The 14,155-nt window shown below is 70.6% G+C and carries 13 protein-coding genes; 5 read left to right on the top strand and 8 right to left on the bottom strand.

Features of this window, described 5'->3' with window-relative positions:
• Nucleotides 1-221 precede the first annotated feature (221 nt).
• From B277_RS09745 to B277_RS09730, 4 genes are all read left to right on the top strand, one after another.
• Nucleotides 222-1,547: an acyl-CoA dehydrogenase family protein gene (locus B277_RS09745; protein WP_083853718.1), complete on the top strand. Its 1,326-nt coding sequence runs from the start codon at nucleotides 222-224 to the stop codon at nucleotides 1,545-1,547.
• A gap of 46 nt (nucleotides 1,548-1,593) precedes the next feature.
• Nucleotides 1,594-2,859 carry an acyl-CoA dehydrogenase family protein gene (locus B277_RS09740; RefSeq protein WP_007927730.1) on the top strand — a complete coding sequence of 422 codons (1,266 nt, stop codon included), beginning with the start codon at nucleotides 1,594-1,596 and terminating at the stop codon, nucleotides 2,857-2,859.
• Between the two features lie 215 nt (nucleotides 2,860-3,074).
• The gene (locus B277_RS09735; RefSeq protein WP_007927728.1) at nucleotides 3,075-3,836 is read left to right on the top strand and encodes a ParA family protein; all 762 of its coding nucleotides are present in this window, start codon (nucleotides 3,075-3,077) and stop codon (nucleotides 3,834-3,836) included.
• A 97-nt stretch (nucleotides 3,837-3,933) separates the two neighbouring features.
• On the top strand, nucleotides 3,934-5,694 hold the full coding sequence (locus tag B277_RS09730) for a S8 family serine peptidase (protein WP_007927726.1): 1,761 nt from the start codon (nucleotides 3,934-3,936) through the stop codon (nucleotides 5,692-5,694).
• Between the two features lie 90 nt (nucleotides 5,695-5,784).
• Here B277_RS09730 and B277_RS09725 read toward each other — a convergent pair whose 3' ends face one another.
• The 5 genes from B277_RS09725 to B277_RS09705 all read right to left on the bottom strand — a co-directional run bounded on the left by B277_RS09725 (nucleotide 5,785) and on the right by B277_RS09705 (nucleotide 11,266).
• Nucleotides 5,785-6,540 carry a helical backbone metal receptor gene (locus B277_RS09725; RefSeq protein WP_007927724.1) on the bottom strand — a complete coding sequence of 252 codons (756 nt, stop codon included), beginning with the start codon at nucleotides 6,538-6,540 and terminating at the stop codon, nucleotides 5,785-5,787.
• Nucleotides 6,540-6,860 (bottom strand): DUF202 domain-containing protein, encoded by a 321-nt coding sequence (locus tag B277_RS16005; protein ID WP_007927722.1) that lies wholly within the window; start codon nucleotides 6,858-6,860, stop codon nucleotides 6,540-6,542. Before B277_RS16005 ends, B277_RS09725 begins: the two co-directional genes overlap by 1 nt.
• Nucleotides 6,857-7,225 (bottom strand): YidH family protein, encoded by a 369-nt coding sequence (locus B277_RS09715; protein ID WP_007927720.1) that lies wholly within the window; start codon nucleotides 7,223-7,225, stop codon nucleotides 6,857-6,859. The genes B277_RS16005 and B277_RS09715 overlap by 4 nt, the downstream gene beginning before the upstream one ends.
• A 93-nt stretch (nucleotides 7,226-7,318) precedes the next feature.
• Nucleotides 7,319-10,570 carry a fused isobutyryl-CoA mutase/GTPase IcmF gene (gene icmF / locus B277_RS09710; protein WP_007927718.1) on the bottom strand — a complete coding sequence of 1,084 codons (3,252 nt, stop codon included), beginning with the start codon at nucleotides 10,568-10,570 and terminating at the stop codon, nucleotides 7,319-7,321.
• 54 nt (nucleotides 10,571-10,624) lie between these two features.
• Complete coding sequence (locus B277_RS09705; protein WP_007927717.1) at nucleotides 10,625-11,266, bottom strand: MarR family winged helix-turn-helix transcriptional regulator; 642 nt, start codon at nucleotides 11,264-11,266, stop codon at nucleotides 10,625-10,627.
• A 114-nt stretch (nucleotides 11,267-11,380) separates the two neighbouring features.
• Between B277_RS09705 and B277_RS09700 the strand changes: the two genes are divergently transcribed.
• Nucleotides 11,381-11,977 carry a superoxide dismutase gene (locus tag B277_RS09700; RefSeq protein ID WP_007927714.1) on the top strand — a complete coding sequence of 199 codons (597 nt, stop codon included), beginning with the start codon at nucleotides 11,381-11,383 and terminating at the stop codon, nucleotides 11,975-11,977.
• Between the two features lie 141 nt (nucleotides 11,978-12,118).
• On the opposite strand, the gene B277_RS09695 is transcribed toward B277_RS09700, so the two are convergent.
• From B277_RS09695 to B277_RS09685, 3 genes are read right to left on the bottom strand one after another with little or no spacing between them, the layout of a single operon-like run.
• Complete coding sequence (locus B277_RS09695) at nucleotides 12,119-12,475, bottom strand: fluoride efflux transporter FluC (protein ID WP_007927712.1); 357 nt, start codon at nucleotides 12,473-12,475, stop codon at nucleotides 12,119-12,121.
• Nucleotides 12,472-12,855 carry a fluoride efflux transporter FluC gene (locus B277_RS09690; protein WP_007927711.1) on the bottom strand — a complete coding sequence of 128 codons (384 nt, stop codon included), beginning with the start codon at nucleotides 12,853-12,855 and terminating at the stop codon, nucleotides 12,472-12,474. Before B277_RS09690 ends, B277_RS09695 begins: the two co-directional genes overlap by 4 nt.
• Nucleotides 12,856-12,914: 59 nt before the next feature.
• Nucleotides 12,915-14,132, bottom strand: coding sequence for a pyridoxal phosphate-dependent aminotransferase (locus B277_RS09685; protein ID WP_007927710.1), 1,218 nt, complete (start codon nucleotides 14,130-14,132; stop codon nucleotides 12,915-12,917).
• Nucleotides 14,133-14,155 lie beyond the last annotated feature (23 nt).

The raw sequence follows: 14,155 nt of genomic DNA, 5'->3' as shown, positions 1-14,155 counted from the left end.
CCGCCCCGTTGCGGGGGATGACATGGCGGCAGGTCCGGGGCAGGCGTGATCTGACGCACGCGCCGGACGGCGGGGCCGCTCGGCGGCCGCCGGGCCGGCTGTGCGGCAGGTCACCGGGCCCCGAAGTGACTCACCGGTTTACCGATACGCGGTGTAGCAGGTACTGTCGGTATCGAACACTTTCCGTTCCATTCAGCAACGTCGCGAAGGGGTAGTCCCACATGGCTTCCAGCGAATCGATGTCCTTGGCCGACAAGGGCCAGCGACTTGGCCTGCGGCTCATCGCCAAGGCGGGCGGGCTGCCCGGCCTGAAGGACAAGGAGGTGCGCTCCAAGGTCGAGCGGTACCTCTACAAGGGGGCCGTGACCGGCTTCAAGGCGCAGACCGCAGCCGGTCGCGCCTTCGCCAAGAAGAAGGGCTCGGGCGACCCGACCCGCGCCGCGACGGCCAAGCCGAAGCAGCTCTTCGACCTCACGCCCTCCGAGGACCAGCAGATGATCCAGGGCGTCGCGCGCGAGCTCGCCGACGAGGTCATCCGCCCCGCGGCCGCACCCGCCGACGCCGAGCGCGCCGTGCCCGACGAGGTCCGCAGCGCGGCCGCCGACATGGGTCTGCACCTCGTCGGCGTGCCAGCCGAGCTCGAGGGCATCGCCGAGGAGCGCTCCGCGGTGACGGCCGCCATCGTCCTCGAGGAGCTCGCCCGTGGTGACCTGGGCATCGCGACCTCGATCATGGCCCCCGCCGCCGTGGCCACCGCGATCGCCGCCTACGGCGACGCCGACCAGCAGGCCACCTACCTCCCGGAGTTCACCGGGGAGAAGCCTCCCGTCGCCGCCCTGGCGCTGCACGAGCCGCAGCCGCTCTTCGACCCCTTCGCTCTGCGGACCACGGGCAAGGTCGAGGGCGACGAGATCGTGCTCGACGGTGTCAAGGCGATCGTCCCCGGCGCCGAGAGCGCCGACCTCTTCGTCGTGTCGGCGGCCGTCGACGGCGTGGCCCGGCTCGTCATCGTCAAGCCCGGCACCGAGGGGCTCAAGGTCGAGGACGACCCGGCCATGGGTCTGCGCGCGGCCAAGACCGCCCGCCTGCACCTCGAGGGCGTCCGCGTGGCCAAGGGCGACCTGCTCGGCACCGCCGAGGACCACGCCGACGCCGTGCGTCGCGCCCGCCTCGCCTGGGCGGCTGCCGCCGTCGGCACCTCGCAGGCCGTGCTCGACCACGTGAGCGAGTACGTCAAGGAGCGCAAGGCCTTCGGCGAGCCGATCGGCTACCGCCAGGCCGTCGCCTTCACCGTCTCCGACATCGCCATCGAGCTCGCCGGTCTGCGGCTCGTCGTGTGGAAGGCCGCCGCCCGCCTCGACCGTGGTGAGGACGCCTCCGCCGAGATCGCCCAGGCCCGCAGCCTCGTGAGCCGGCACGCGACCTGGATCGGCTCGAGCGGTGTGCAGCTGCTCGGCGGCCACGGCTTCGTCAAGGAGTTCGACAACGAGCGCTGGTACCGCGACCTGCGGGGCGCCGGAGTCCTCGAGGGCACGCTGCTCGTCTGAGCGCGGCCCCCTTCCCTCACACAGACCTGACACGAAGGACACGATCATGATCGACCTCGAGGTTCCGAAGAAGTTCCGACCCCTCATCTCCCAGGCGCGTGGCATGGCCGAGGAGGTCTTCTGGCCCATCTCGCGCAAGTACGACGTCGCCGAGCACGAGTACCCCGCCGAGCTGGACCTCGTCTCCGCCGTCATCGACGGCATGTCCGACGGTGGTGCCGGCCAGGGCGCGGGCGCGTCCTCCTCGACCCGCGCCAAGGACGACGGCGCGGAGGAGGGTGACGTCGCGGCCGTCGGCTCCGGCCGCAGCTCGAAGAAGGGCGCGAAGGAGAACAAGAACGGCTCCAACCTCTCCTCGGTGCTCTCGATCCTCGAGACCTGCCGTGGTGACGTCGGCCTGACCCTGTCCATCCCGCGCCAGGGCCTGGGCAATGCGGCGATCGCCGCCGTCGCCAACGACGAGCAGAAGGCGCGCTACGCCGGCAAGTGGGCCGCCATGGCCATCACCGAGCCCGACGTCGGCTCCGACTCCGGCGCCATCCGCACGACGGCGGTCAAGGACGGGGACGAGTACGTCCTCAACGGCGAAAAGATCTTCGTCACCTCGGGTGAGCGTGCCGAGCTCGTCGTCGTCTGGGCGACCCTCGACCGCAGCCTCGGCAAGACGGCCATCAAGTCCTTCGTCGTCCGTCGTGACAACCCCGGACTGCAGCTGGTGCGCCTGGAGCACAAGCTCGGTATCCGCGCGTCGGACACCGCGGCCTTCGTCCTCGACAACTGCCGCGTGCCCGCCGAGGACCTCCTGGGCGACCCGGAGATCAAGATCGAGGGTGGCTTCGGTGGGGCCATGCAGACCTTCGACAACACGCGTCCGCTCGTCGCGTCGATGGCCCTCGGCCTGACCCGTGCGTCGCTCGACAAGACCACGGAGCTGCTCAAGGAGGCCGGCATCGAGGTCGACTGGGACCGGCCGGCCAACGTGCAGTCCGCGGCCGCCGCCAAGCTCATCGAGATGGAGGCCGACTACCAGAGCGCCTACCTGCTCACCCTGCGGGCGGCGTGGATGGCCGACAACGGCAAGCCCAACTCGATGGAGGCCTCGATGGCCAAGGCGAAGGCCGGGCGCACCTGTGTCAACGTCTCGCTCGCCTGCGTCGAGCTCGCCGGCGCCACCGGCTACGCCGAGACCCACCTGCTCGAGAAGTGGGCCCGCGACTCCAAAATCCTCGACATCTTCGAGGGCACGCAGCAGATCCAGCTGCTCGTCGTCGCCCGCCGCATCCTCGGCTACTCGAGCAAGGAGCTCAAGTAATCGCATCTACCTAGGCAGATGACACCAAACGTGCGCATCTCCCCAGGGAAATGCGCCGTCGGGTGGGGATTTCCCTAGGGAGATGCGGCGGGGCGGATGCCCCGGAGCGCCCCGACCGGCGGTCTCGCGCCCCCCTTCGTCCATCGGACGGAGGGGGCGCGACGCATATCATCGGTGCGTGGTCGTCATCGCGGTGTGCAGCCTCAAGGGGGGGCGTGGGCAAGACCTCCGTGACCCTGGGTCTGGTCTCCGCCGCGCGACAGGCGGGACTGCGCACGCTCGTCGTCGACCTCGACCCCCAGGGCGACTCGACCGCCGGGCTCGACGTGGACGGTGACGTGACGTCGACGAGCGCCACCATCATCGACGACCCGCGTCGTCGCCACCTGCGGGCGGCGACCCTGCGCAGCCACTGGAGCGAAGGGAGTGCCGCCCCGGTCGACGTCGTCGTCGGCGGCGCAGAGCTCGCCCGGCTCGACCGCACCGACCTGTCCACCCGAGCGCTCACCTCCCTTCGCACGGTGCTCGACAAGGTCGACGGCGCCTACGACCTCGTCGTCGTCGACTGCCCGCCCTCCCTCGGCGGGCTCACCCGGATCGGCCTCGCCGCGGCCCATCGAGCGCTCGTCGTCACCGAGCCCGGGGTCTTCGCGATCGCTGCGGCCGACCGTGCCCTGAAGGCGGTCCACGAGGTGCGCAGCTCGCTCAACCCCCGGCTGCAGCCGCTCGGCATCGTCGTCAACCGGCTGCGGGCCAACATCGGCGAGCACCGGTACCGGGTCGAGGAGCTCGCCTCCCTCTTCGGGCCGCTCGTGCTCACCCAGCGGATCCCCGAGCGCACTTCGGTGCAGCGCGCCCAGGGGGCCTTCGTGCCGATCCACGACCTGCGCAACCCCGGTGCGCGGGAGGTCGCGGGGCTCTTCGACGGCCTCCTCGCCCACGCGCTGCGCGCCACGCGGCGACGTTGGCAAACCTGACGATGTCCTGACGTTGTGTTCGAACAGCCCACGTGAGCCCGGTCATAGGTTGACGGAGGGCGGCTGACCGCCGCCGACATCCACCGGGAGGAAACTCATGCGACACCAGCGCATGGCCGCGGTCCTCGGAGCGTTCGCGCTCGGGGCAACCGGGCTCACCGCCACTGCAGCACCGACCGCCGACGCAGGGACGAGCGCGTCGACGACCTCGACCACCGGGCCGGAGACGAGCTACGTCGTCCTGGCCGACCGCGGAGGCAGCGCGTCCGATCTCGCCGACCGCCTCAAGGCGAAGGGGGCCAAGATCGTCTCCGTCAACGACAAGATCGGCATGGTGACGGTCACCTCCACCGACACCGGCTTCGCCGCGAAGACGCGCACGATGGACGGCGTCTACGGCGCCGCGGAGGAGGGCATCGTCGGCCGCTCCCCACAGCGGTTGTCCCAGGGCAAGCTCGACAAGAACAAGCGCATCGAGCGTCCCCCGACGCCGGCGGCGAGCCAGGCCAAGGCAGCCTCTGTGGGCAAGGGCAAGGGCCAGGGCGCGAAGGGAGCCGACCCGCTCGACGACAAGCTGTGGGGCCTGGACATGATCAACACGGCTGCCGCGCACCAGGTCGAGTCGGGCGACAAGCGGGTCAAGGTCGGCGTCATCGACACCGGTGTCGACGCGAGCCACCCGGACATCGCCCCCAACTTCGACCGCAAGCTCTCGCGCAACTTCACCTACGACATCCCGGCGATCGACGGGCCCTGCGAGGTCGAGTCCTGTGTCGACCCGGCGGACGTCGACAACGGCGGCCACGGTACGCACGTCGCGGGCACCATCGCGGCGTCCAAGAACGGCATCGGCGTCTCCGGCGTCGCTCCGGACGTCTCGATCGTCAACGTGCGCGCCGGCCAGGACTCGGGCTACTTCTTCGTCGGCCCGACGGTCAACGCCCTGACCTACTCGGCCGACGCCGGCCTCGACGTGGTCAACATGAGCTTCTACGTCGACCCGTGGGCGTACTACTGCCAGGGCGGCGCCCCCGAGGACAGCCCGGAGGAGGCGGCCGAGCAGGACATGACCATCGAGTCGATGTCCCGTGCGCTGCGCTACGCGCACAGCAAGGACGTCACCCTCGTGGGTGCTCTCGGCAACGCCTCGACGGACCTGTCGAACCCCGGCACCGACTCGAGCAGCCCCAACTTCCCCGAGGGCAACGAGCACGAGCGCACCATCGACAACGCCCGGTGCCGTGACCTGCCGGTCGAGGGGCCCGAGGTGATCGGGGTCTCCTCCGTGGGCCCGACCGAGCGCAAGTCGTACTTCTCCAACTACACCAAGGACCTGCAGTCGGACGAGATCGAGGTGAGCGCCCCCGGCGGTGACTCGCGCGAGTACCACGGCACCCCCGACTACCGCAGCCCGGCCAACCTCATCCTCTCGTCGGTCCCGGAAAACGTCGTCAAGTCCGAGGGCTCGGTCGACGAGGACGGCAACGTCGTGCCCGAGGCCGAGGGCTCGGTCTTCAAGGACTGCGGCAAGGTCAAGGGCAAGCAGGTCTGCGGCTACTACGAGTACTACCAGGGCACCTCGATGGCGTCGCCGCACGCGGCCGGTGTCTCGGCCCTGATCGTCAGCCGGTACGGCACGAAGCAGGGGCGCTCGGGCTTCGGTCTCGACGCCGACACCACGCGGTCGGTCCTGCTGCGGTCGGCCCGTGACAAGGCCTGCCCCGAGCCGCGGACGCAGACCTACCCGGGTCTGCCCTCGGACTACGACGCCGAGTGCGTGGGGAGCGAGCGCTTCAACGGCTTCTACGGCGAGGGCATCATCGACGCCCAGGCCGCGGTGGCCAAGAAGAAGCCCTGACGCCACCGCGGCACGAAGGCGTCGTCCTGAGGTGCGACGCAGGAGCCTCGAAGGGGGGCCGGTCACCCCGAGGTGACCGGCCCCCCTTCGTCATGGCGCGAGGACCTCGTGGGCCTCGACCATCGCCGGGCCGTACCAGGTGAGCAAGCGACCGCTGACGAGCCGGGTCGGCACGCGGGTGAAGGCCTCGGGTCCGTCATCGGCGGTGAAGACATAGGGCTCATCGGGTAGGAGGACGAGGTCGGTGCCGGGGTGGTCGAGGTCGGCGAGGTCGACGTGCGGGTATCGGTCGCTCGGGTCGGCGTCTGGGCCGGCGAGGGCATTGGTCCAGCCGAGCCGGGCCAGCAGGTCGGTCGTGTAGGTGCGCGGGCCGACGGCCATCCACGGGTCGCGCCAGATGGGCACGACCACAGTGCCGCGCGTCGCCGGCGCCGGTGTGCCCCAGAGCTGCTCGGCCCGCTCGAGCCAGTCAGGGACCGGCTGCTGCAGGCCCTCGACCCACACCCGGCGCATCGAGGTCAGCGCCGACGGCATGTCCTCGATGTCGGTGACCCAGACGGCGGTGCCGCGCTGGCGCAGGCGGCGCACGTCGAGCTCGCGGTTTTCTTCCTTGTTGGCCACGACGAGGTCGGGGGCGAGATCGGCGATCGCCGCGAGGTGGGGGTTCTTCGTCCCGCGCACCCGGGCCACGTCGAGGTCGGCCGGGTGGGTGCACCAGTCGGTGGCCCCGACGAGCAGCTGCGGGCAGCTCGTCGCGATCGCCTCGGTGAGGCTGGGGACGAGCGAGACGACCCGCGCCGGAGGGCGGGGCAGCTCGACGGCGGCGTCGAGGTCGTCGCGGGACATCAGCGCACCGCCAGGGCGAGCAGCTCGGTCAGGCCCATGCCCGTGATCGCGACGGCCAGGACGAAGGGAGCCCGCCCGTCGCGCCGCCGGGAGGGCTCCGCGGGGGTTGCCGCGTAGCGGGTCCGGCCGAGGGCGAAGGCCGCCCCCGCCAGCGCGAGCGTGGCGACCATGATGAGCAGGGCAGCCGGGCCGAGCTCGCCCCCGGTGTGGCGGGCGATGATCGCCGCCCCGGTCGCGGTCGCGAGCGAGGTCCGCTGCCACGACAGGGCGGTGCGCTCCGGTTGTGCCCCTCGAGGTGCGGCGGCGGCGAGCTCGCTCACCTCGAGGTCCCGACGACCACGGCCAGGGCCGCTGCCGCAACGAGGACCAGGCCGGTGACGATCGCGGCCGACACCCCGAGCGAAGGGAGTGGCTCGCCCCGTCGCATCGCCCGCTCGGCCATGGCCCACCGGGCGAAGGCCAGGAGCGGGCACAGCGCCCCGAGGGTGAGGAGCATGGCGGCGAGGGCGCGGGTCATCGGGTCGGGGACCCCGATGTCGACGACGTCGACGGCGACCCCCGCTGCGAGCAGCGCGAGGGTGGTCCGCAGCCACGCGAGCAGGGTGCGCTCGTTGGCGAGGCTGAACCGGTAGTCCGGCTCCTCCCCTTCGCCGTACACGTACGCGGGCCAGCGCTCGGAGGTCACGCTCGCAGGGTACCGACGTGCGCATCTCCCTAGGGAGATGACGCCGGGTGGGCGCATCTCCCTAGGGAAATGCGCCCACCCGGTGGTCACGACTCAGACATTGCGGCGGTACTGGCCGCCGACCTCGAAGAAGGCGTCAGTCACCTGCTGGAGGCTGCACACGCGGGCGGCGTCCATGAGCACCTCGAAGACGTTGGCATCGGTCGTCGCCGCCTCCTTGAGCCGGGCGATGGCGGCCTCGGCGTCCTCGCGGTGGGTCTCCTGGTAGGCACGCACGCGCTCCAGCTGGGAGACCTTCTCGTCCTCGGTGGCGCGGGCCAGCTCGATCTCGTCGGGCTCTCCCTTCGCTCCGTCCTCCCGCAGGAAGGTGTTGACGCCGACGATCGGCAGGGACCCGTCGTGCTTGCGGTGCTCGTAGATCAGCGACTCGTCCTGGATCCGGCCGCGCTGGTAGCCGGTCTCCATCGCGCCGAGGACCCCGCCGCGGTCGTTGATCCGGTCGAACTCGGTGAGCACGGCCTCCTCGACGAGGTCGGTGAGCTCGTCGATGACGAAGGAGCCCTGGAGCGGGTTCTCGTTCATCGACAGGCCCCACTCGCGGCTGATGATCAGCTGGATCGCCAGGGCCCGGCGCACCGACTCTGTCGACGGGGTCGTCACTGCCTCGTCGTAGGCATTGGTGTGCAGGCTGTTGGCGTTGTCGTAGAGGGCGTTGAGCGCCTGCAGCGTCGTGCGGATGTCGTTGAAGTCCATCTCCTGCGCGTGCAGCGACCGGCCGCTCGTCTGGATGTGGTATTTCAGCTTCTGGCTGCGGTCGTTGGCGCCGTACTTCTCCTTCATGGCGACGGCCCAGATGCGGCGGGCGACGCGACCGAGCACGGAGTACTCCGGGTCCATGCCGGAGGAGAAGAAGAAGGACAGGTTGGGCGCGAAGTCGTTGATGTCCATGCCCCGCGCGAGGTAGGCCTCGACGTAGGTGAAGCCATTGGCCAGGGTGAAGGCGAGCTGGCTGATGGGGTTCGCCCCGGCCTCGGCGATGTGGTAGCCGGAGATGCTCACCGAGTAGAAGTTGCGCACCCCCTGCTCGATGAACCACTCCTGGATGTCGGCCATCATCCGCAGGCTGAACTCGGTGGAGAAGAGGCAGGTGTTTTGCCCCTGGTCCTCCTTGAGGATGTCGGCCTGGACGGTGCCGCGGACGTTGTGCAGGGCGTGCGCCCGCAGCTCCTCCGCCTCGGTGACGGAGGGCTCGCGCCCCTCCCGCTCGCGGAAGGCGTCGAGCTGCTGGTCGATGGCGGTGTTGAGGAAGAAGGCGAGCACGGTCGGAGCAGGCCCGTTGATCGTCATCGACACGCTCGTCGTGGGGGAGACGAGGTCGAAGCCGGAGTAGAGCTCCTTCATGTCGTCGAGCGTCGCGACGGACACGCCGGAGGTGCCGACCTTGCCGTAGATGTCGGGGCGCTCGCCGGGGTCGCGACCGTAGAGCGTCACCGAGTCGAAGGCCGTCGACAGGCGGGTGGCCGGCTGCCCCTGGGAGAGCAGCTTGAAGCGGCGGTTGGTGCGGAAGGGGTCGCCCTCCCCGGCGAACATGCGTGCCGGGTCCTCGTTGTCCCGCTTGAAGGGGAATACGCCGGCGGTGTACGGGAAGAAGCCGGGCAGGTTTTCCGACCGCCAGAAGGTGACGAGGTCACCGTGGTCGGTGTGCTTGGGCAGGGCGACGCGCGGGATCTTGTTGCCCGACAGCGACTCCTTGGTCAGCTTGGTGTGCAGCTCCTTGCCGCGGATCGTCACGACCTGCTCGTCGCCGGAGTAGGACTCGACGACCGAGGGCCAGCGCTCGATCTGCTCGGCGACCTCGGTGGGCAGCTCCTGGCGCGCGGCGTCGAGGAGCTCGTCGACGCCGTGGCCGTCCTTGCCCGCGGCGGTCAGCTCGTCGTCGACGGCGGCCAGGCGCTGCACCCGGCGGGCGCTGGCGGCGAGCGCCCGGGTGCGCTCGTGGTAGCCGCGGACCGTCTCGGTGATCTCGGCGAGGTAGCGCACCCGCGTCGCGGGGGCGACCTGGCCGAAGCGGGTCGAGTGCTTGGTGTCGACCGGGGCGAGCTGTCCCTCGTCGACGGGCAGTCCCTTGTCGGCGAGCAGGTCGCGCAGGTGCTGGTAGAGCCCGGTGACACCGTCGTCGTTGAAGGTCGCCGCCGAGGTGCCGAAGACCGGCATGTCCTCGGGGCGCTGGCCGAAGGCCTCACGGTTGCGGACGAGCTGGCGGCCGACGTCGCGCAGTGCGTCGGCGGCGCCGTGGCGCTCGAACTTGTTGATCGCGACGACCTCGGCGAAGTCGAGCATGTCGATCTTTTCCAGCTGGCTGGCGGCGCCGAACTCAGGCGTCATCACGTACATCGGCACGTCGACGAAGGGGACGATGGCGGCATCGCCCTGCCCGATGCCGGGCGTCTCGACGATGACGAGGTCGAAGCCCGCGGCCTTGGTCAGGTCGATGACCGTCGAGAGGGCCTCGGGGACCTCGCGGTCACCGCGGGTCGCCAGGGACCGGAAGAAGACGGGGGAGGAGCCGAAGGTGCTCTCGCCGAGGGAGTTCATCCGGATGCGGTCACCGAGCAGGGCGCCGCCCCCCTTCCGGCGGGTGGGGTCGACGGCGATGACCGCGATGCGCAGCTTGTCCTGCTGGTCGACGCGGAAACGGCGCACGAGCTCGTCGGTGAGCGAGGACTTGCCCGAGCCGCCGGTGCCGGTCAGGCCGAGGACGGGGGCGTGGGAGCGCTCGGCCGCTTCGCGGACGCCGGTGAGGAAGGCCTCGTCGAGGTGACCGAGCTCGGCGCCGGAGATGGCGCGCGCCAGGGCGGCGCGCTCGCCGGCGAGCACCGGCTCGAGCGCGACCGGGCCGCCCTCCCACACGTCCGTGTCGCAGTCGGCGATGAGCGTGTTGATCATGCCGGGCAGGCCCAGTCGCTGGCCGTCCTCGGGGGAAAAGATCGTCACACCGGCCTCGCGCAGGCGCGCGATCTCCTCCGGGACGATGACGCCGCCGCCGCCGCCGAAGACCTTGACGTGGCCGGCGCCCTGCTCGCGCAGCAGCTGGGTGAGGTACTCGAAGTACTCGACGTGCCCGCCCTGGTAGGACGAGACGGCGACGCCCTGGACGTCCTCGTCGATCGCCGCGTCGACGACCTCCTGGACGGAGCGGTTGTGCCCGAGGTGGATCACCTCGGCGCCCTGGCTCTGCATGATCCGCCGCATGATGTTGATCGAGGCGTCGTGGCCGTCGAAGAGGGCGGAGGCGGTGACGAACCGGACCGGGTGGGTCGGGGTGTGCAGCTCGGGCGTGGACATGTCCTACCTCGTCGTCGAAGTGCGGGTCACCTCAGATGCTAGGACATCCAAGTATTATTGGGAAACCATGCCCGCTCCCGCTCTCCCCCGCTCCCTGAGGAGGCCGCCCCCGGCCCGCCCCGCTCCCTGAGGAGGCCGCCTGCGGCCGTCTCGCCCCGCTCCCTGAGGAGGCCGCCTGCGGCCGTCTCGAAGGCGAGTCTCAGTCCACGTCATCCCCGTGCGCGGCGCGAAGGAGGACAGCAGCGCCGTCGCCTGCCGCACCTCTGCTTCCGTCAGGCCGGGGGAGGTGAAGACCTGCTCGTTGAGGTCGTGGGTGGCGGACTCGACGAGCTGCGCCCCCTTCGTCGTCAGGGAGGCGAGGACGACGCGACCGTCGTCGGGGCTCTGCCGTCGCTCGACCAGGCCCTGCTTCTCGAGGCGGGCGACGGCGCTCGTCACGCTCGTCGCGTGGACCTGGAGCAGCGATCCGAGGCGGCTCATCGGCATCTCGCGACGCCGGCTGAAGGCGAGCAGCCGCAGGATCTCGAAGCGGGCGAAGGTTAGGTCGTGCGGCCGCAGGACCGACTCGACCCGCTCGTGCACGAGCTGCTGGGCGCGGACCACGGAAGTCATCAGGGCCATGCCGTCGGCGGCGTTGCCCCAGCCGTGGGCCACCCACTGGTCGTGGGCGGCGGAGATGGGGTCGCGGTCGGTCATGGGGCTCGATCCTAGGCCCGCCCACGCCGGGTGAGGGTGCCCTTTCGTGGACTCATTCCAGACGACATGGAAGGGTAGGCAGGGCAAGCACATCCGTTACGCATCGGAGGCTCCATGTACACCCTTCCTGACCTTCCCTACGACTACGGCGCCCTCGAGCCGGCCATGAGCGGCGAGATCCTCGAGCTGCACCACGACAAGCACCACGCGACCTACGTCAAGGGCGCCAACGACACCACGGAGAAGATCGCCGAGGCGCGCGACAAGGGTGACCTCTCCGGCATCGTCGGCCTCGAGAAGACGCTGGCCTTCAACGTCTCCGGTCACGTGCTGCACTCGATCTTCTGGGAGAACCTCTCCCCGGACGGTGGCGACAAGCCCGACGGCGCCCTCGGCACCGCGATCGACGAGCACTTCGGCTCCTTCGACAAGTTCCGCGCGCAGCTGACCGCCGCGACGCAGACGACGCAGGGTTCCGGCTGGGGTGTCCTCGCGTGGGAGCCGATCGGCAAGCGGCTGCTCGTCACGCAGGTCTACGACCACCACGGCAACGTCGCTGCCGGTATGACGCCGCTCCTGGCCTTCGATGCCTGGGAGCACGCGTACTACCTGCAGTACAAGAACGTGAAGCCGGACTACATCGAGAAGCTCTGGGACATCGTCAACTGGAACGACGTCTCCGCGCGCCTCGAGGCCGCCACGAAGGCCTGACCGCCTCCGCTGGTCGGCTGTGCCGGCCCCGTGCCCGGGTCCCTGTGGGGGCCCGGGCACAGCCGTGCCCGCTGACATTTCCCTAGGGAGATGCGCAAGGAGGGCCGTATTTCCCTAGGGAGATGCGCAAGGAGGGGGGCGTCAGGCGGTGAGCGTCCAGCCGAGCGAGACGAGCAGCAGGCCGAGGGCGAGGTTGAGCCCGAGGTCGGCGACGGCGTGCCGGGTCCGGCCGGAGCGAAGGGCGGTCGCCACCTCGACCGCGTGCGTCGCGAAGGTCGTGTACGCCCCGCAGAAGCCGATGCCGACGCAGGGGAGCAGCCATCCCGGTGCCGCGCCGGACGCGTGGCCGGCGACGAGGCCGAGGAGCAGGGACCCGGTGGCGTTGACGGCCAGCACCGCGCCGACAGCCGTGGCGCCCGCGGCGCGGAGGCGCTCGACGACGAGGTGCCGGCAGACCGCCCCGAGTGCCGCACCGATCGCGACGAGCAGCGCGGTCACAGCTCGCCCTCCGCGACGGCCTCGTCGGCAGACGGGTCGTCGCCCCACACCCGGTCGCCCACGACGAGGCCGGCGACCGCGGCGGCGACGCCCAGCCCCAGCGTGAGCAGCAGGTACCCGAGCAGGCCGCCGAGCCCCTCCCCGGCCAGCGCGTGCGCGTCGAGCGCAAAGCTCGAGTACGTCGTCCACCCGCCGAGCAGCCCGACCGCGAGGAAGGGTCGGGCCAGCGGGTGGACGGTGCCCCGACCGAGCCAGACGACGAGCACCCCGAGGGTGAAGGCCCCGGTGACGTTGACGAGCAGCGTCGCCGTGTGGGAGCCGCCAGCCGCCAGGGCGGCGGCCCACCGCCCGAGCGAGCCGATCGCACCGCCCGCCGCCACCGCGGCGAGGGTCCTCCTCCGAGAGTCTCCTGCGTCGCGCCTCGGGCCGACGCCTTCGCTCATGCCCGCTTGGTCTCGAGGAACTCGGCGATGCGGCCGATCGCCTCGGTGAGCACGTCCTCGTCCGGCAGCGTCACGAGACGGAAGTGGTCGGTCTCGGGCCAGTTGAAGCCCGTGCCGTGGGTGACGAGGATCTTCTTCGCCCGCAGCAGCTCGATGACGAAGGCCTCGTCGTCGTCGATCCGGTAGACCTCGGGGTCGAGGCGGGGGAAGCAGTAGAGCGCGCCGCGCGGCTCGACGCAGCTGACGCCGGGGATCTCGTTGAGCAGGCGCGAGGCGAGCTTGATCTGGTCGTGGTAGCGGCCGCCGGGGACGATGAGCTCGTTGATCGACTGGTACCCGCCGAGCGCCGTCTGGATCGCGTGCTGCGCGGGGACGTTGGCGCACATGCGCATGTTGGCCAGCAGCGTCAGGCCCTCGAGGAAGTCGGCAGCCTCGTGCTTGGGTCCGGAGATCATCACCCAGCCGGCGCGGTAGCCGCACACCCGGTAGGCCTTGGACAGGCCGGAGAAGGTCAGGCACAGCACGTCGTCGCCCGCGTACTCGGCGGCGTGGTGGTGGACCGCGTCGTCGAAGACGATCTTTTCGTAGATCTCGTCCGCCATGACGACGAGGTCGTGGCGGCGGGCGATGTCGATGAGGCCGCGGACGATCTCGGGCGAGTAGACCGCCCCGGTCGGGTTGTTGGGGTTGATGATGACGAGCGCCTGGGTGGCGTCGGTGATCTTGGCCTCGATGTCGGCGAGGTCGGGGTTCCACCCGTTGCCCTCGTCGCACCGGTAGTGCACGGGCGTGCCCCCGGCGAGGGAGACCGCGCCGGTCCACAGCGGGTAGTCGGGGGCGGGCACGAGGATCTCGTTGCCGTCGTCGACGAAGGCCTGCAGCACCATCGAGATGAGCTCGGAGACGCCGTTGCCGATGTAGACGTCCTCGACGGTCGTGTCCTTGAGCCCGCGGGACTGGTAGTACTGCGCCACCGCGGTGCGCGCCGAGTAGATGCCCTTGCTGTCGACATAGCCCTGCGCGTCGGGCAGGTGCCGCGTCATGTCGGCGACGATCGCCTCCGGTGCCTCGAAGCCGAAGGGGGCGGTGTTGCCGATGTTGAGCTTGAGGATCTTGTGGCCCTCGGCCTCGAGGCGCTGGGCTTCGACGAGGATCGGCCCCCGCACGTCGTAGCGGACGTCCTTCAGCTTGCGGCTCTGGCGGATCTGACGCATGGCCGCAGTCTCTCAGCACCGGC

The sequence above is a fragment of the Janibacter hoylei PVAS-1 genome, assembly GCF_000297495.1.
Taxonomy (GTDB): domain Bacteria; phylum Actinomycetota; class Actinomycetes; order Actinomycetales; family Dermatophilaceae; genus Janibacter; species Janibacter hoylei.
This window is presented reverse-complemented; position numbering and strand designations above follow the sequence as displayed.